An 18606-nucleotide genomic window follows, 5' to 3' on the forward strand; every position below is an offset into this window, starting at 1 on the left:
AATGGCTTTTGCCATAATACTTAATTCATCATTGCTTTTTACATCTTTGCTTAAGATGGTGTCTTTTGTTTCATGATTAATAAATTTGAAAAAATTTAATAAATTGTTTTGTAGGTTTATAATTCTCAAACTAATAGTTCTTTTAATATATATAAATATTATTAAGACTATTAATCCTATTATGAGAAAAGAAACAATAATTATAGATGTGATAAGTTCTTTAATTGGCTCTTGTATAGATTGAGTTGGTGCTAAAGTTATAATAGACCAATAATCATGTGAGTTATTCCATAGATTGAAATTAGCAATTGCGGCACGATTTTTTGCACCCGATAAAGATATATAATCAAATAAAACATTTTGTTGTTTTTGTTGCAGCTCTTGCATTAGAGTTGCACTAGGGTGTGGATTAATTTCAATGATATTTTTTCCTATAATGTTTTTGTTTTGATTTGTTGCTACTAAACCATCTTTAGCAAGTAAAAATCTTTGGTCATTTTTAAAAACACTTCTTGATGGATCTGTTAAAAACTCTTGTAAAGAATTTAGCCCTGCTAGCACTCCTATAGCACCTACTGTTTTGCCATTGTGGACAAATGGGATTACCATATTGTAAGCTAAAATTTCTTTTCCATTAATAGTGAAATTTTGAGGTCTACCAACACCTTCTTTTTGTTCGTTTAAGGCTGCATTTACACTTCTTTGGTTTAAAATTCTATCATCTGCTTGAACAACTTCTATACTTCCTTTATTTTTAGTATCTGTATCGTGTAATAAAATCAAAAATCGGTTGTTTTTGGTAAGTAATTTTGGGTTTTTTGTGTTTAATTTTGAAGTATCTGTAAGATGGAGATATATGTATTCTACCCAAGGATTTGCATCTAAAATTCCTCCTAATATAAGCTCTATAGTTTCTTCATTAAAACTATTTTCTTTAAAAATAATTTCTTCTAAGGTATTTTCTGCCCCAACTAGACTTGTGTGGATTCCTTCTGTAGCTCCTTTAACAGCGTTAACATACCTATAAGCACTTGATTGTAATAACTTATCTGCTTCTGTATGTAAAATACGGTAAGATTGAAATGATATTACTGCTGCAAGTATACATATACTAAGGAATACTACAGTAATAACAATCCAAACTATTTTTGCCCCCAATTTTAAATTTTTTAACATTAAAAAAACTCCTTGATAATTATGTTGTGAGAAAATTAGGATAAATTATATCTTATTTGATATTAAATTTTTATTAATAAGATTAGAGCATGCTTTTGAAAGTATAGTGTAAGTTTCATCAAAATCTCCGCTGTACCAAGGATCAGGAACTTCATCATATCCTAATTCTAAAGCATAAGAAGTGATTTTATGAATTTTGTGTTTAAAATTTGGAAAATTTTTAACTACATCATTATAATTAGAATTATCCATAACGATAATAAGATCATTTTCTTCACACATTTTTAAGCTTAGTTTTTGACTGTAAAATGGTTTGGAATTGATATTTTTACTATTTAACATGGCTTTGGTTTTATAATGCATATCCTTTCCATCATGATAACCTGAAGTGCCTGCACTAGAAACAATAAATCTATCATTTAAATTTACTTTTATTAAAAGATCTTTCATAATAAATTCAGCCATGGGAGAACGACAGATATTACCTAAACAAACAAAAATAATTTTAGTCATATTTTTCCTTTTATTTTTGTGTAGTTTTTTCAAAATTATAGCAGTATTTCAAAATATTTTTTAAGATTAATTAAAACTAAGATATAATTTTTCATTAATGGGGAGCTTTTGCTGAGAGGAAGTTATGCTTCGACCCTTGAGAAGTTTGGTAATGCAAACTTTGAATTCTTGCAAAAACTTTCCTTTTTTATAAAAAAGGATAAAAATGATACAAGCAAAAACAAAAACTAAAATTCCTATCTTAACTATAGCTGGGAGTGATTGTAGCGGTGGGGCTGGCATACAAGCTGATTTAAAAACTTTTAGTGCGCATAATTTATTTGGTATGAGTGTAGTTTTAAGCGTTGTGGCTGAAAATACTGCAAGGGTAATTTCTTGCTTTGATATACCCACTAAGATAATAGATGAGCAAATGTTAGCAGTTTATGAAGACATAGAGCCAGCTGCTGTGAAAATTGGAATGCTAGGTTCAAAAGAAATTATAACTTGTGTAAAAGAAAATTTATTACGCTTTAAAGCTAAAAATGTAGTGATAGATCCTGTGATGTTTGCAAAAAATGGTTATGCTTTAATGCCTTTAGAAAATTGTCAGTTTTTTAAAGATGAAATTTTATCTTTAGCTGATGTACTTACGCCAAATATACCTGAAGCTGAATTTTTATGTGATTTTAAAATACTTAATGAAGAGGATATGAAAAAAGCTGCTATAAAGCTTTTCAAAGAAGGTGCAAAAAGTGTTTTGATTAAAGGTGGGCATAGTAAAGATAACACTAATGATGTTTTTTATGATGGAAAGGAATTTAGTATTTTTAAAGCAGAAAAAATCAATACAAAAAATACACATGGCACAGGTTGTACATTAAGTTCAGCTATAGCTAGTAATCTTGCCTTAGGTAAAGAAAAGTATGAAGCTATAAAGCTTGCTAAAGATTATGTGTATGGAGCTATATTAAATTCCTTAGCACTTGGAAAAGGTTGTGGCCCGACTAATCATTTTTTTCAATATGATAAGGAGTAAAAATGATTATCAAAGCAGTAAGAGAAAAAAATCCTTTGATTCATCATATTACTAATTATGTTACAGCTAATGATTGTGCAAATGTAACTATAGCAATGGGTGCAAGTGCTGCTATGGCTGATTTTTATGAAGAACAAGCTGATTTTGCTAAAATAAGCTCGGCTTTAGTGTTAAATACGGGAACGATTAATCAACTCATAGCAAATTCCATGCTAAAAGCAACCAAAGAATATACTTTATTAAATAAACCTATAGTTTTTGATCCTGTTGCTTTGGGTGTGAGTAAGGCAAGAGATGGGATTAATTTTGAATTGCTTAATCTAAAAGGTATTAGTATTGTTAAAGCAAATGCGTCTGAAATGGCTAGTGTTATAGGTTTAGATGGTAAAGCAAGAGGAGTTGATAGTACTTTTGTGATTAATGATGAGTTTTTAGAAAAAGCCAAAAAATACTCTTATAAAACTAAGCGTGTTTTAGCTATAACTGGAAAAATTGATTATATTATAAATCAAGAATGCATTGCAAAAGTTTATAATGGCTCAATCATGGCTACTAAAATAACTGGAGCAGGTTGTATGTGTGCTTCTTTGTGTGGAGTTTTTGCAGGAGTATTAGAAGATAAATTTCAAGCTAGTTTATATGCTTTACTTAGTTTTGGTGTAGCTAGTGAAATCGCTCAAGAGCTTTCTAATGGAAGTGGTAGTTTTAGAGTGAATTTAATCGATGCTTTAAGTAATTTAAATGATGAAGAAATTAAAAAAAGAGCTAAATATGAAATCATTTAAAATTTATCTTGTTGCAAGCAAGGGCGAGAAAAGTGAAAGTGAGTTTTTAAATATTTTAGAAGCTTCTTTGAAAGCTAAGATTGATATTTTACAACTTAGGGAAAAAAATCTTAGTACTTTAGAATTTTATAATCTTGCTTTAAAAGTTAAAGCCTTATGTGAAAAATACAACACACCTTTTGTGATAAATGATAGAATCGATATAGCCATGGCTGTTAATGCAAATGGAGTGCATATAGGTCAAAAGGATATGCCTTTAAAAAAAGCAAGAGAACTTTTAGGTGAAGATAAAATCATAGGACTTACGATCAATCATAAAAGTGAGCTTGTTAATGCTCAAGGTGCTACTTATCTTGGAGTAGGGGCTGTTTTTGCTACGCCTAGCAAGCAAGATTGTATTGTGCTTGGTGTAGATGGATTAAAAGAAATTACTAGCTTGAGTTCTTTACCTATTGTGGCTATAGGTGGGATAGATGAAACTAATTTAAATTTGCTTAAAGATTGCAATATACAAGGTATAGCTGTGGTTAGAGCGATAATGCAAGCAAATGATCCTTATATGGCAACTTTAAATTTAAGATCAAATTTTGATAAAACTTTTATAGGAAAATAATGATTTATTTTATAGGGGATAAAGAATTTGATGACGTTAAGACTATAAGATTAAATGAAATTAAATTTCTTGATTTTGAAGTTAATTTAAAAGAATTTGATTGTTTGATCATTAGCTCTAAGAATGCACTCAAAGCATTAATGTCAAGTAAAAGCAAAATTGATTTTGATATTAAACTTTATGCTGTGGGAGAAAAAAGTGCTGATTTTGCAAAAGAGCTTGGCTTTAAAAATGTCAAATATCCTAGCAAGGCTTATGGTAAAAATTTAGCTAGTGAATTTTTATCTGAGTTTAAAAATAAAAAATGTCTTTATTTAAGAGCTAAGAAAATTAGCTCAGGACTTGATGAGTATTTGTTAAAAGAAAATATCTTTTTAAAACAATTAATTGTTTATGAAAATATAGCCATAGAGCCTAAAAAAGATGAATTAAAAATATATCATCCAAGTGTTTTTATCTTTAGCGCTTCTTCAAGCATAGAGCAATTTTTGAAATTTTTTACATTAGAAAAAGAAGATAAGGTTGTAGTTATAGGTCAAAGTACAGCTTTAAAACTTCGTAATTTTAAAAATTTATATATATGTAAAGAGCAAGATCTAAACTCTTGTTTGAAATTAGCTAAGAGTTTAGATTTTTAAAAGTTTTATATAATAAAAATGAAGCAATAAAAATCATACAAATATCTCCCACCAAAGTAGCTAGCCAAACTCCATTTACTCCTAAAAATTGCGTTAGTATAAATAAGGATATAAATGGAAAAATAAGACTTTGGGTAATAGAAATTCCTAAAGAAAGCAAGGGTTTATCAAGTGCTGTGAAAAATGAAGCGCAAAGTTTTCCAAACCAAGAAAATAAAAAAGAAAAAGAAAAAAATATTAAAGCATTTTGTGCTATATGGATAAAATCTTGATTATTATCTTTATTAAAAATATCTGCTATAAAAGTGTTGAATAAATAAACAAATAAAAATGCCATTGTACTTACACCCCAAGAAGCAAAAAACATTCTTTTAAAAATAGCTCGAATTCTTGCAATATTTTTGTGTCCATAATTATAACTTAATGCAGGTTGCATAGCATCGCACATGGCTAAAACTAGCATGAAAACAAAAGTGCTAAGATATAAAATCACAGAAAATGCTGCAACAGCTGTATTTCCAGAAAGTTCAAGTAAAAAAGCATTAGCTAAGATAGTATAAAAAGAACTAGAAATATTAGAAAAAAATTCAGATGAGCCATTATAGAGTATATTTTTTAGTATTTGTAGTTTAATTATTGGCTTTTTAAATTTTAAAACTAAATCTTTAAAAACAAAAGGTAATATCCCTAAAATGCTTCCTAAAAACATACCTATGCAAGTTGCTAAAGCTGCTGAAAAAAGTCCCCAATCAAAAATCACTATAAAAAGCCAATCAAGAAAAATATTACTCAAAGCAGTAACTACATTAACTACCATGCTATAAAAAGTTTTTCCACAGATTCTAAGATAATTATCCATGGCAAAAGCTAGCATAGTAAAGGGAGCAAAAATAGCAAAAATTTGCATATATTCAGTAGATAAGCTTTGAATATTCTCATCAGCTCCCATAAAAGCACTTAATGCTTTTGCTAAGAAAAATCCTAAAATTCCCATTAAACAAGAAATTACAAAAATAAGAACTATACAAAAAGAAAAAATAGCTCTTGCTTTTTCAATTTTTCCTTTACCTAGATTAATTGCTATTTGCACTGATGAACCTATGGCTATCATATCAGCTAAAGCAAAACTTATCATGATAAAAGGCATCATTAAATTCATAGCAGCAAGCGCATCTGAACCTAAATATCTTCCAACAAAAATTCCATCAATAATCACATAAAGATAAACAAAAGCCATACTCGCCATATTTGGCAAAGCGCATTTTATAAAAAGTGCAGTAGGATTTAATGTAGTGTAAAAATTATGTATTGACATAGCTTTTCCTTATTAAAAATTATTTTACTAATTATGGTTATATAGATAAAATAAATTTAATAAAGAGATTCTATACCTTCTATAATATCTTTAAAATACGGATCAACAATGGTTATGAAAAAATCTTTAAAAAACATTTATATCACCTAAATTTTAAAAATATAGTAAATGTTTGTTATTGTATTCTAAGTGTAATTATAAATTTCTTAATGTAAATTTTAATTTTTTTTAGACGATTTTTATAAACCCACAAAAAAAGGAGCAAGGATGCAAATAAATTCGTATTCACGTGTGGCAGTGGAGTCGCAAGTTAGCAATAGGAAGGCTAATTTGAATACAAAACTTGAAGATGCCAATACTAAAAGTGCTAATAGCACAAAAGATATTGACGAGGATAAGCTTAGTAAGCTTGCTAGCATAGGTGGAAAAGGTATAACAGAACTTTATGCTATGAGCTTTATGCAACAAGTATTTAGCATGAGTTCATCTAATGGTTTAACTCAAGCTGGGATTTTTCAAGGAGCTCAATCTAAGGATTCTTTAACAGCTATTTTATCAAATGTAGATTTTAAAGCTATAGGATATGAAGGCAAAGATATACTTAGTTTAAATGCTGATGAAACAAAAGAGCTTATTGGGGAAGATGGGTATTTTGGTGTAGCAAAAACATCTCAAAGATTGGCTGATTTTGTTATTAATGGAGCTGGTGATGATATGGAAAAACTTCAAAAAGGTTTAGAAGGCCTAAAAGCAGGATTTGCGCAAGCGGAAAAAATGTGGGGTGGCAAACTTCCTGATATCAGCTATGAAACAATTGATAAAGCTATCGAAAAAGTAACTCAAAAAATCAATGAAATGGGTGGAAATTCTTTAGATATCAATGCATAAATTTATATCCCTAGTTCTAAACTAGGGATTTAGTCTATTTTTAAAACACTTAAAAATGCTTCTTGAGGTAAATGTACTTTACCGATAGCTTTCATTCTTTTTTTACCTTCTTTTTGTTTTTCAAGAAGCTTTCTTTTTCTAGTAATATCCCCGCCATAGCATTTTGCGGTTACATTTTTACCCATGGATTTTACATTTTCTCTTGCGATGATTTTATTACCTATGCTTGCTTGGATGGCAACTTCAAAAAGCTGTCTTGGGACGATTTCTTTCATCGCTTTTACTAGTTCTCTACCTTTGCTTAGCGCCTTTTCATTTGGCACTATAATGCTTAGCGCATCGACATTTTCACCAGCTACTTTAATATCAAGTTTTACAAGATCACCCACTCTAAATTCAATAGGCTCATAATCAAAACTAGCATAGCCTTTAGTGAGTGATTTGAGTTTATCGTAAAAGTCCATAACGATTTCATTTAAAGGTATATCATACTCAAGTAAAACACGCTCAGGGGTAATATAATCCATCTTAACTTGCATACCGCGTTTGCGATTTAAAAGAGTGATTAAATTTCCTAAATACTCACTTGGAGTTATAATGGTTGCTTTTACATAAGGCTCTTTTATGTGATCGATTTTATTTACCGGAGGTAGTTCGCTTGGATTTTGAATTTTTAAAACTTCTCCATCAGTTTGATAAATTTCATAAGTAACAGTTGGAGCAGTAGCAATCAAATCAAGGTTAAACTCACGCTCAAGTCTTTCTTTAATAACCTCCATATGCAAAAGACCTAAAAAACCAACCCTAAAACCAAACCCTAAAGCTAGAGATGTCTCAGGTTCATAGGTAATAGAACTATCGTTGAGTTTTAATTTATCTAAAGCATCTCTTAAATCTTCAAATTTATCTGTTTCTATAGGGTATAACCCTGCAAAAACAAAAGCTTTAGCTTTTTCAAAACCACCAATGGCTTCTTTTGCTTTGTTTTTAGTTAGTGTTATGGTATCGCCCACTTGAACATCAGCAACATTTTTAAGTCCAAGCACGATAACACCTACTTCACCTGATTCTAATTTTTTGGTTTTTATAGGGCTTAATGGATGAGGGTAAAAAAGATCTTGCACAAGATGTTTTTTATCTGTACTCATAACTAAAACTTCATCATTTTTAGCTATATTTCCCTCATAAATTCTAACTAAAGCCAAAGCTCCAAGATAGTTATCAAACCAAGAATCATAGATTAAAGCTTTGGTGGGTGCTTCATCATCGGTTTTTGGTGCAGGAATTTTTGTGATGATGGTTTCTATGAGTTCTTTTATACCTACACCTGTTTTTGCGCTAACACAAATTGCATTAGAGCAATCAATTCCTATAATATGTTCTATTTCGTGCTTAACTTTTTCTATATCAGCTGAAGGAAGATCTATTTTATTTATCACTGGTATGATTTCAAGATCATTTTCTAAAGCTATATAAACATTGGCTATAGTTTGAGCTTCTACTCCTTGTGAAGCATCAACGACAAGTAAAGCTCCTTCACAACTTGCTAAAGAACGACTTACTTCATAGGAAAAATCAACATGGCCTGGAGTGTCTATCAAATTTAATACATATTCTTCGTTATTGAGTTTATAATTTAAACGCACAGATTGAGCTTTTATAGTTATACCACGCTCTTTTTCTATATCCATAGTATCCATTACTTGGGCGCTCATTTGTCTGTCGCTAATTGCACCGCATTCACTAATAATTCTATCAGCTAGTGTACTTTTTCCATGATCAATATGAGCTATGATAGAGAAATTTCTAATATTTTTCATCAAAAAACCTTAAGATTGTCTCATTTTTCTTTTCGCTAGACCTATTTGCTCATAAGCATCTATTTCTTTTTTTAAAGCTTTATAGCGCTTTTTTAGTTCGTTATTTAAAAAAGAAATATTTTTAGGAGTAGCATTAGCATTAGCTGAAATAGCACTAATGAAATCAAGTTTTCTTTTAGTGGCGCTATCTTTTGGATTAGAGCCAAATTTTTGTGAATTTAAAAATTGCAAGATTAAAGCTTGAATTTCTTGGGAATTTTTTGCCCCATTAGCCTTGGATATAAAATCTTCTATATTGCTTATTTTTGGAGCTTTGGTTGCATTGGTTTTGTTGGGTTGTTTATCTTTATGGGTAAAAAATAAAACCAAAAGAATACCAAGTATGATAACAATAACTAAAGCTACAATTAAAAATATAAAAAGAGAATTATTCATTTATAAACTTTCCTATAATTTTTTTGCATAAGTTCTTTTGAAATAACTTACTATGCTTAATGCTACCATAAATAAAAAGCCCCAGTATACATAATCAGGAATTTTTACAGAATCTCCTGCTGCATAAGAGTGCATACCAGTTAAAAAGTAATTTACTCCAAAATAAGTCATAATAATTACCCAGTATGCAAACATAGAGCAAACTGCAAAAGTGTATTGATTTGCCCATTTTGGTACCATTCTAATGTGTAAAATAGCTGCATAGACTAAAATACTAATTAAAGCCCAAGTTTCCTTAGAATCCCAACTCCAATATCTTCCCCAGCTTTCATTTGCCCATATAGCACCTAAGAAATTTCCAACTGTAAGCAAGCAAAGTCCTAAGATCATAGCCATTTCATTAATTCTTGTTGCTTCTGTAATATTTCTTAAAATATTTTCATTATGCTTACCATTGATTTTTAGCATACATAATAAAACAAGTACAAATATACCTAATAATGCACATAGTCCTAAAAATCCATAGCTAGCAGTAATAACTGAAACATGTATAGTTAGCCAGTATGATTGCAACACAGGAACTAAGTTGGTAATTTGTGGATCCATTTGGCTAAGATGAGCTACACCTAAAGTAACCCCTGCTAAAATAGAAGTTAAAGAAAGTGCAATAGGGCTTTTTCTAGAAAAGAAAATTCCAGATAATGATAAAGCCCAAGCTATATAAACCATGCTCTCATAGGCATTACTCCATGGCGCGCGACCTGCTATATACCAACGCAAAGCTAAGCCTAGAGTATGGATGAAAAATGCTACAATGTTAAATACATAAACACATTTAAAGATAAAATCAATGCGAATTTTTGGTAATAGCATCTTAACAAAAACTATAATCAAAAGTAAAAATCCAGCACATAAATAAAGCGGAGCAAGATTTACAAAAATTTGACTTTTATTAAAAAAGATTTCCGTGCTAATTTTTTTAGCACTAGGCATAACTTCATGGCCATATTTTTCTTGATAGTTTTTGATGATGTATAAGTTTTTAGTTGCTTCATCCCAGTTATTGTGCGCAATAGAGTTACTAACTGCATTGAAATAGTTTTCTAAAATACTTTTAACCTCCGCACCTTCTGCGCCTTTTAAACCTATATAAGCTTCACGCGGTGCTACCCATTGATTGTTGGTGCTATTTTGTAAAGGAATAAATCTAAAAATATCGCCTGAGAAAATTAAATTTACAATATTAACCCTTTCATCAAGTTTGATGATTTCTTTATCAAAAACACTTCTACGATTTGGATTTTTTCTATTAGCATTTTCTACATATTTTTGTAGTTTATATGAATCTGTAGTGAAAAAATCTTTAAAACTAGTATAGGCTCTAGGTTCAATTTCTAAAATTTTAGAAATTTCTTCATTAACCAAGCGACTTGTTGGCATAAATATAATATCTTTATCATACCATGTGCTACCATCAAAAATCATTGATATGATTGTTGCTTCAGCGCTTTGTCCTTGAAAGGTTGTGTTTTTGTATATTTTTTCTAAAACTTCCATGGCTAAAGTATTAAAAGGCACCATTCTGCCATCAGGCTTTTGCACTACTAAAGAAGCAAGTTCTTTTGCATGCGCTTCATCTACCTTGATAGGCTCATTTGCGTAAGTATTTTGGCCTGCAAATAAAACTAATATAAAAGCCAAAATAGCACTTGTTTTTTTTAGGGTGTCTTGATTGATTAATTTAGCTAAGGTTCTAAATCTTGAATGAGGATTTAAAATATTTAAAAACATTCCTAATGTGAGTAAAAAATATCCTATATATGTAGGAATTTTACCCGGATCTTTATTAACTGAAAGTATGGTACCAAGCTCATCTTGATCATATGAGCTTTGATAAAATCTATAACCTTGATAATCTAAAACATTATTCATGAAAATTTTATATTCTAGTTTCTTATCAGCATTGTCAATTTCTACATAACTTGCATAAGACATAGGCGACATCGAACCAGGATAACGCTCTAATTCAAAGTCTTTTAAGTACATTTCAAATGGCATTTCTATTCCTTTAGGACCCCATCTTAAAAAGAAAGGTTGGCCTGCTACATCAATGCGAATAGGTGAGTTGTATTCTACTAGGAAAACTTCTTTGGATTCTCCTTTGTAGCTTAGTTTTAATTTTAAAGCATTAATAGCATTTTCTGAAAGTTGAGTTGGCATATATTTAGTGCTTTGTGCAAAATCTTTGAAATTATTTAATAAAGAATTATTCCAGTATTTTGCCTCGCCAAATAAAGAAATCAAAGCATTACGTCCTAGCTCTATCCAACTATTTTTAAACCAAGTAAAAAAGCTTTCATCTTGAGCTTGATTGATACCTTCTAAAGTTTTTTTACCATGCAAGGAAGCAAATTTAACCACTAAATTAATATCATTAAAAGAATACAATCTTAAATCTTTAGCTTGTGCTTTTTGATTTGCTTTTAAAATATTTTCTTTTCCATCACTCATTGACATGTATTTTAAATCAAAATCAGCACTAAGTTTTAAGTCTTTATCGATTTTTATATAAGGACTTGGAACAGAGTCATTTAAAAACGCTATATTAACACCGTTGATATTTTCAATATCTCCTGCTTGAAAAAGCAATTCTTTAGACTCGTTATTTTGTGAAAGCATTAAAGATAAAAGTGGAGCAGAATTGTTATCATCAATATAAATTTCTTTTGCATCTAAGATTAAATTTTCATATGCAATTTGGGCTTTTTCATCAGGCAAGATTAAATCAAATGAAAAATCATTTACAAAAGGTAGGGTTGCAATATATTCAGATTTTGAAGCACTATATACTTTATCATCTTTTAAGGTTGCTATGTAAATATAACTTTTTGAAGTTTCAATGATGTTGTTTTTTTCATTTTCTCTAATGTGTAAATTTCCTTCAAATCCCATATATCTAGTCATAGCTGAGCCTAGTAATATAAATAAAAATGAGATATGAAAGATTAAAAGTGGTATTTTTTTCTTATTAAACATTTTGTATTTAAAAAGAGCTGCTGAAAGATTGATTCCTAGTATGAGTTGTATAAAACCAAACCAAGAAGAGCCATAGATCATCGCCCAAGCTGTTGGCGTATTATAAGCACTTTCTATGAAAGTAGCTAGGGCGCAAAATAGGGCAAAAATTAAAAATAAAAAAATAGAAATTTTTATATCCCCAAAAGCTAAAAGTTGTTTTTTCATGAATTAAGCTCCAAGGTATTTTTTTCTAATCTCATCATTACCGATAAGATCTTTTGCAGGTGCATGCATAGCGATTTTGCCATTTTCTAAAACATAAGCATAATCGCTGATTTTTAAAGCTGAAAATGCATTTTGCTCTACTAATAAAATAGTAATTCCTTCTTCTTTTAATTTGACTATAATATCAAAAACCTCTCCAACTATTTTTGGAGCAAGACCTAATGAGGGCTCATCGAGCATTAAAAGTTTTGGCTCACTCATAAGCGCTCTTGAGATAGCTAGCATTTGAGCTTCTCCGCCACTTAGAGTTCCTGCAAGGGCATTTTTTTTATCTTTTAATCTTGGGAAAAGTCTATACATTTGATTTTTTAAATGCTCGTAATTTTCTGCATTATTAAAAGCACCAATTTTTAAATTTTCTTCTATAGTGAGATTGATAAAAACCCTTCTTCCTTCAGGTACTAAGGCGATACCTTTTTGAACTAGAGTGTGCGGTAAGTGTCTTTGAGTATCATAGCCTAAAAAGGTTACCTCGCCGGTTTTTTTAACACAATTTAGCATAGCATTAAGTGTTGAGGTTTTTCCTGCGCCATTTGAGCCTATTAAGCTAACTATACTTCCTGTTTTTATAGTAAAATCAATACCTTTAACAGCCTCTATTAAGCCATAATAAACATGTAAATCTTTAACTACTAGCATTAAAATCTCCCAAATACGCACTAATTACTTCAGGGTTTTGTACCGCATCGTTTGGTTTTCCCTCAAAAATAGTTCTACCATAATCAAGCACCATAACCCTATCGCAAAGTTTATTTACAAATTTCATATCATGCTCTATAAGCAAAACACTAATTTTTTTGTTATCTCTTATGTTAAAAATTAACTCAGCTAAATCATCGCTTTCTGTAGAATTCATACCTGCTGCGGGTTCATCTAGTAATAAAAGCTTAGGATTTGTTGCCAAAGCTCTTGCTATTTCAACTTTTCTTTGCTGACCATAACTTAAACTAGTAGCTTTTTCATCAGCCAAATGAGCGATATTGAGCTGTTCTAAAATTTCATAAGCTGCTTTTTTTGCACTTTTTTCTGCTTTGGAAAATCTTCCAAGGTGTAAAAAAGCTTCAAAAATATTATATTTAATGCTCTTATCAAAACCAATCAATACATTTTCTAAAACACTCATGCTTGAAAAAAGTCTGATGTTTTGAAAAGTTCTTGCTATGCCTAGATGAACTATTTTGTGTGGTTTTAAATAATCAATTTTTTTTCCTAGAAAAAAGACTTCCCCGCTACTTGGCTTATAATTTCCTGTGATAATATTAAATAGAGTGGTTTTACCTGCGCCATTTGGACCTATAAGCCCAAAAATTTCACTTTCTCTAATAGCAAAAGAAGTATTTGTTATAGCGTTAACTCCGCCAAAATTTTTATGAATTTCTTTAAGTTCTAAAATCATTTCTTCTTCCTTTTAGAAAACTTAAATAAAATATCTGTTAGTTCTTTATCGCCCATTATTCCTCTTCTTGCAAAAAGCATTACTAAAATTAATATAACAGAAAATACAACCATTCTAAGACCAGGCATAGCAGGAGTTTCATAGCCAAAAATATTCATACTTTCATCTAAAAATCTTAAATACTCACTTCCGCCTATTACCAAAATAGCTCCGATGATAGCACCGGTAGTTGAACCCAAACCACCTAAAACAATGATGATTAAAAGTTGGAAGGTAAATAAAAAGTCAAATTGCTCAGGTGAAACTGAAGCTAGCGCACAAGCAAGCAAGCCTCCGCCGACACCTTCTAAAAATGCTGAAGTGCTAAAGGCTAGGGTTTTGATATTAAAGGTGTTTATACCCATTGCTAATGCTGCATCCTCATCATCTCTTACGGCTTTCATAGCTCTACCAAATTTTGAACTAACAATATTTAAGATGATAATAACAGAAAATATAGCAATCCCACCACTCCAGTATAAGGTGGTATGTTTAGGAATGTCATTTAAACCTAAAGAACCATTTGTAACAGAAGCAAAGTTAATCGCCATAAGTTTGATGATAATACCAAAACCTAGTGTTACAATAGCTAAATAATCCCCTCTAACTCTAAATACTGCAAAGGCCAAAACTAAAGATAAAAGCATAGCACAAAGTCCAGCAGCGAGTAAAGCCACAATAAAACTTGGTAAATGAATCATCAAAATAAAGCTACTTGGATCTTCTAAAGAAAACTGGTCGATTTTGCTTTCACTTGTAAGTAAAACTAAAGCTGCAACATAAGCCCCTATAGCTACAAAGCCATTTGGTTCTAGTGAAAATTGTCCTGTAACCCCATTGATAAGATTATAGCTTACTGCCAAGATAACAAAAATAGCAATATTGCTTAAAATTCCTATTTTATAATCATTGAAAAAATAAGGAGATATAAAAAGAAAAGCAAGTGCTATGATAAAAAAACTTAAATGTGTAATTTTTCTTGCAACCATCTTAAAACCTACTTTTTTCAAAATTAATACCTAAAATTCCGGTTGGTTTAAAAAGTAAAATCAATACTAAAAAGATAAACGCAAAAGCATCTTTAAAACCAGAAAGATCAGGGAAAATAGCAACTACAACAACTTCTGTAAATCCTATAATCAAACCACCTAAAACCGCTCCAGCAACCGAACCAATACCACCTAAAACAGCAGCGCCAAATGCCTTAAGTCCTATAAGAGTTCCCATACTAGGTTCAACAGAAGGATAACTAACAGCCCAAAAAATACCACCAATAGCAGCTAAAGCCGAGCCCAATGCAAACACAATGGCAATAATACGATTTGCGTCAATTCCCATTAAATTTACAGTGTGAATATCAAAAGCTAAAGCTCTAATAGCAATGCCATATTTGCTTTTATAAAGTATGAATAAAACCACTAATAGTATAAAAAATGTCAAAATAGGCACTAAAATACTATTAATACTAATGCTGATATTATTAAAATTAATCACTGTTTCAAGATAACTTGGCACAGGAAAATATTTTGGCGTTGAACCAAATAAGACATTAAATACATTTTGTATTAAAAAGCTTATACCTATAGCTGTGATAAGTAATGAAATTCTAGGCGCTTTTCTTAAAGGTTTATAAGCTACTCTGTCAATAGCAATACCTAAAGCTGCTGCAAATAACATAGCCAAAGAAAGAGCTCCTAAAAATGGCACATTCATACTTGTAACACAAAATAAAGCCGAGTATGCACCTACCATCATGATGTCACCATGTGCAAAATTAATCAATCTTAAAACACCATAGACCATTGTATAGCCTATAGCAATAAGTGCATACATGCTACCTAAGCTAAAACCATTTATAATTTGCTGTAAAATTAAAGAACTATCCATTGAACCTCTTAAAATTTTATTTACGGAAAAATCGTATCTTTATAAATTTGCTTTTGATTTTCTATTGATTTTATAACAATTGAACGCGTAGCATTGCCTGTTTTATCAATGCTAATTACTCCGCTAACACCTTCAAATTTTGAAGTAGTGTGGATATTGTTATTGATACATTCACTGTTAAAATCATTAATACATTTTTGCATAGCTTCAAAAATCACAAAATACGCATCTGCGCCCATAGCTGTGAAATTTGGAACTTCTTTGCTTTGTTTTTCTTTTTCATAAGCTAATATAAAGTCTTTTGAAAGTTGTGTTGGGGGATTGTGATAATCAAAGCTATCGGTAAATAAATATCCTTCAGCTGCTTCTTGAGCTAGATTAATAAAAGTTTCATCAGCCACCCCATCTGCTGAACCCATAGGGATATTTATACCCATTGCTTTTGCTTGGCGTGCAAACAAAGAAGCCTCGGTGTAATATACCGGAAGATAAATAAAATCAGGTTTTAAATTTTTAACTTGAGAAAGAATAGCTTTGAAGTCTTTATCGCCTGCTGTAATTCTAAATTTATCTAAAATTTTTCCACCTTGCTTGCTAAATTCTTTTTCAAAGGCTCTAGTTAAACCTAAAGAATAATCCGCGCTTTGATCGCTAATTATCACAGCTTTGGTATAATTTAGCTTATTTTTTACATAATTAGCTAAAGATGAGCCTTGGAAACTATCCATAAAACAAACTCTGCTAGCGTATAATTTTTTATTTAAAATTTTATCAGCAGTAGCTGCAGGAGCAACCACTGGGATCTTTTTTTCCTCGCCAATTCTTATCACTTGCAAAGTATTAGCTGTTAGCATTTCTCCAATTAGTGCATACGCTTTGTTTTGTGAAACTAGTCTTGTACTAGCATTTGCACTTTCTATTTTATCGCCTTTTGTATCAACTACTACTAAATTTACTTTATCTCCATTGCTTAAAGTGTTTTTTATAGAATTTGCAATTTTCACTCCATCTAAAGCACTTTGCCCATAAGCTGCAGTAGAGCCTGTTAGAGGTAAAACTACGCCGATGTTAATTTCTTTTGCTTGTATGATATTACTAGCTATAATAGACAATATAGCTATGCTAATTTTTTTCATAGTTTAACCTTTCAAGGATTGATAATAGTTTTATAAACTTGTTTTTGTTCTTGTATTTCTTTTATAACTACAGAACGACTTGCATTACCACTAGCGTCTATGCTTATAACGCCACCCACGCCTTCAAAATTATTTGTTGAATGAATTTTTTCATTAATGCATTGTGCGTTAAGATTATTCGCACATTCATTCATGGCATTTACCATTACATAATACGCATCAGCTCCCATAGCAGAAAATGCTGGAAGTTCTTTTGTGCCATGATCTTTTTCATAAGCTTCAATAAATTTTTTAGAAAGGGTTGTCGAAGGATTGTTATAATCAAAACTATCGGTAAAGATTACTCCATTTACAGCATCACCACCAAGTTCGATAAAGGTTTTATTATTTACTCCATCGCCTGCACTTAAAAGCTTGTTAAAGCCAACCGCTTTTGCTTGTCTTGCTATTAAAGCGGCTTCTGGGTGGTAAATTGGCATATAAACAAAATCAGGGTTGATACTTTTAAGTTGTGAAACAATAGCTTTAAAGTCCTTATCACCTGAAGAAATGGTTAATTTTTTAAGTACTTTTCCACCATTTTGTTTAAATTCTTTTTCAAAAGCTCTTGCCAAACCTAATGAATATACATTGCTTTGATCAACTATCACAACCACGCTTTTTAAATTTAAATCTTTATAGGCATAGTTAGCAAATTTATCTCCTTGAAAACTATCCATAAAGCAAACTCTGCTAGCATAGCTTTTTTTATCTAAAAGCTTATCACCTGAAGCAACCGGAGCTATAGCAGGAATTTTTCTTTCTTCGGCTATAGATAAAACTTGCATAGTATTTGGTGTAACAGCCTCACCTATAAGGCCTAAAACTTTATCTTGAGAGATAAGTCTAGTAGTGGCATTTGCTGCTTCTATTTTATCGCCTTTTGTGTCAATAGCTATGATTTTAACACTATCTCCATTTTTTAAATTCGGGTTTAAAGTATTAGCTAGTTTAATGCCCTCATATACATCATTGCCATAAGCTGCCAAAGTACCAGTAAGTGGTAAAACAATGCCTATTTTTACTTCTGCAGCATAAATTGAACTAGCACAAAGTAAGCTAGCTAGCAGTAGATTTTTTTTCATGAAAACTCCTTTTTTGTTATTTTAAAAATGTATTGTGTTTGGTTTTTGGTGCTGGCTCTTCTTCTAAAAGATCTTTTTGATTAAGCTCTATAGAAAAATTTTGTCCTTTCAAATAAGCAATAATGTGATCCATATCACTCCCGCTTAGCTTTTTAGCATACAAGCTCATTTGGATATTATCGCTTGATTGATTTTTGAAATATCCATTAGCATAGTCTTTTAAAGCGCCCTTGATCTCTTCTGGGCTTAAGTCTTTAATGGCTCTTTTACCATAAGAATTTTTTTCTCCATTTTCTCCATGGCAAGTATTGCATTTGTTTTTAAAATAAATTTCTTTAGCTTTTTCTAAGTCATAGCTAATGTTATCATTAAAAGTATAAGTAAATAAAGATTTTACATTAAAAGCTAATAGTGAATTGACAAATAAAATACTTACAATAAACAAGCGTAACATAAATATGCCTTTTTTAAATATAAATAAAGCTCGATTATATCTAAAAAAAATAAACAATTTTACTCC

The 18606-nt window shown here is 30.6% G+C and carries 18 protein-coding genes; 5 read left to right on the forward strand and 13 right to left on the reverse strand.

Annotation, left to right across the window (positions count from 1 at the left end):
* Both CAMP18497_RS07630 and CAMP18497_RS07635 read right to left on the reverse strand, forming a co-directional pair.
* Positions 1-1176: hypothetical protein (locus tag CAMP18497_RS07630; protein ID WP_337213581.1), on the reverse strand; the 1176-nt coding region annotated here is incomplete at its 3' end.
* Between the two features lie 45 nt (positions 1177-1221).
* The gene (locus tag CAMP18497_RS07635; protein WP_337213583.1) at positions 1222-1689 is read right to left on the reverse strand and encodes a low molecular weight protein-tyrosine-phosphatase; all 468 of its coding nucleotides are present in this window, start codon (positions 1687-1689) and stop codon (positions 1222-1224) included.
* Between the two features lie 205 nt (positions 1690-1894).
* Here CAMP18497_RS07635 and thiD point away from each other — a divergent pair, with 205 nt between their 5' ends.
* The 4 genes from thiD to CAMP18497_RS07655 are packed head-to-tail and all read left to right on the forward strand — an operon-like array spanning position 1895 to position 4743.
* Positions 1895-2707, forward strand: coding sequence for a bifunctional hydroxymethylpyrimidine kinase/phosphomethylpyrimidine kinase (gene thiD / locus CAMP18497_RS07640; RefSeq protein WP_442867800.1), 813 nt, complete (start codon positions 1895-1897; stop codon positions 2705-2707).
* A 2-nt stretch (positions 2708-2709) separates the two neighbouring features.
* Positions 2710-3492, forward strand: coding sequence for a hydroxyethylthiazole kinase (gene thiM, locus CAMP18497_RS07645; protein WP_337213585.1), 783 nt, complete (start codon positions 2710-2712; stop codon positions 3490-3492).
* A complete protein-coding gene (gene thiE, locus CAMP18497_RS07650; RefSeq protein ID WP_337213587.1) occupies positions 3479-4105 on the forward strand; it encodes a thiamine phosphate synthase in 627 nt (208 codons plus the stop codon). Before thiM ends, thiE begins: the two co-directional genes overlap by 14 nt.
* Positions 4102-4743: a uroporphyrinogen-III synthase gene (locus tag CAMP18497_RS07655; RefSeq protein ID WP_337213606.1), complete on the forward strand. Its 642-nt coding sequence runs from the start codon at positions 4102-4104 to the stop codon at positions 4741-4743. Before thiE ends, CAMP18497_RS07655 begins: the two co-directional genes overlap by 4 nt.
* Here the strand turns inward: CAMP18497_RS07655 and CAMP18497_RS07660 are convergent.
* Positions 4724-6052 carry an MATE family efflux transporter gene (locus CAMP18497_RS07660; protein ID WP_337213608.1) on the reverse strand — a complete coding sequence of 443 codons (1329 nt, stop codon included), beginning with the start codon at positions 6050-6052 and terminating at the stop codon, positions 4724-4726. The two genes, CAMP18497_RS07655 and CAMP18497_RS07660, sit on opposite strands and share 20 nt — an antisense overlap.
* A gap of 273 nt (positions 6053-6325) precedes the next feature.
* Here CAMP18497_RS07660 and CAMP18497_RS07665 point away from each other — a divergent pair, with 273 nt between their 5' ends.
* A complete protein-coding gene (locus CAMP18497_RS07665) occupies positions 6326-6946 on the forward strand; it encodes a hypothetical protein (RefSeq protein WP_337213589.1) in 621 nt (206 codons plus the stop codon).
* A 29-nt stretch (positions 6947-6975) separates the two neighbouring features.
* On the opposite strand, the gene lepA is transcribed toward CAMP18497_RS07665, so the two are convergent.
* Genes lepA through CAMP18497_RS07715 form a run of 10 tightly spaced genes read right to left on the reverse strand, consistent with a single transcriptional unit; the run spans position 6976 to position 18540 of the window.
* Complete coding sequence (lepA, locus tag CAMP18497_RS07670; protein ID WP_214098856.1) at positions 6976-8766, reverse strand: translation elongation factor 4; 1791 nt, start codon at positions 8764-8766, stop codon at positions 6976-6978.
* Positions 8767-8775: 9 nt separating this feature from the next.
* Positions 8776-9201 (reverse strand): hypothetical protein, encoded by a 426-nt coding sequence (locus tag CAMP18497_RS07675; protein WP_263675657.1) that lies wholly within the window; start codon positions 9199-9201, stop codon positions 8776-8778.
* A 12-nt stretch (positions 9202-9213) separates the two neighbouring features.
* The gene (ccsB, locus tag CAMP18497_RS07680; RefSeq protein ID WP_337213592.1) at positions 9214-12444 is read right to left on the reverse strand and encodes a c-type cytochrome biogenesis protein CcsB; all 3231 of its coding nucleotides are present in this window, start codon (positions 12442-12444) and stop codon (positions 9214-9216) included.
* Positions 12445-12447: 3 nt separating this feature from the next.
* Positions 12448-13143 carry a high-affinity branched-chain amino acid transporter, ATP-binding protein gene (locus CAMP18497_RS07685; RefSeq protein WP_039618807.1) on the reverse strand — a complete coding sequence of 232 codons (696 nt, stop codon included), beginning with the start codon at positions 13141-13143 and terminating at the stop codon, positions 12448-12450.
* Positions 13130-13900 (reverse strand): ABC transporter ATP-binding protein, encoded by a 771-nt coding sequence (locus CAMP18497_RS07690; RefSeq protein WP_337213594.1) that lies wholly within the window; start codon positions 13898-13900, stop codon positions 13130-13132. The genes CAMP18497_RS07685 and CAMP18497_RS07690 overlap by 14 nt, the downstream gene beginning before the upstream one ends.
* Entirely contained in the window at positions 13897-14928 is a 1032-nt protein-coding gene (locus CAMP18497_RS07695) for a branched-chain amino acid ABC transporter permease (protein ID WP_337213596.1), read from the reverse strand. The genes CAMP18497_RS07690 and CAMP18497_RS07695 overlap by 4 nt, the downstream gene beginning before the upstream one ends.
* A 1-nt stretch (position 14929) precedes the next feature.
* Positions 14930-15826: a branched-chain amino acid ABC transporter permease gene (locus tag CAMP18497_RS07700; protein WP_039628648.1), complete on the reverse strand. Its 897-nt coding sequence runs from the start codon at positions 15824-15826 to the stop codon at positions 14930-14932.
* A 20-nt stretch (positions 15827-15846) separates the two neighbouring features.
* A complete protein-coding gene (locus tag CAMP18497_RS07705) occupies positions 15847-16962 on the reverse strand; it encodes an ABC transporter substrate-binding protein (protein WP_337213598.1) in 1116 nt (371 codons plus the stop codon).
* A gap of 11 nt (positions 16963-16973) precedes the next feature.
* Positions 16974-18086: an ABC transporter substrate-binding protein gene (locus tag CAMP18497_RS07710; RefSeq protein ID WP_258108262.1), complete on the reverse strand. Its 1113-nt coding sequence runs from the start codon at positions 18084-18086 to the stop codon at positions 16974-16976.
* A gap of 16 nt (positions 18087-18102) precedes the next feature.
* Complete coding sequence (locus CAMP18497_RS07715; RefSeq protein ID WP_115645863.1) at positions 18103-18540, reverse strand: c-type cytochrome; 438 nt, start codon at positions 18538-18540, stop codon at positions 18103-18105.
* Positions 18541-18606 lie beyond the last annotated feature (66 nt).

It is taken from the genome of Campylobacter sp. W0066.1, from assembly GCF_024723635.1.
In the GTDB taxonomy this organism is placed as follows: Bacteria; Campylobacterota; Campylobacteria; order Campylobacterales; family Campylobacteraceae; genus Campylobacter_D; species Campylobacter_D lari_C.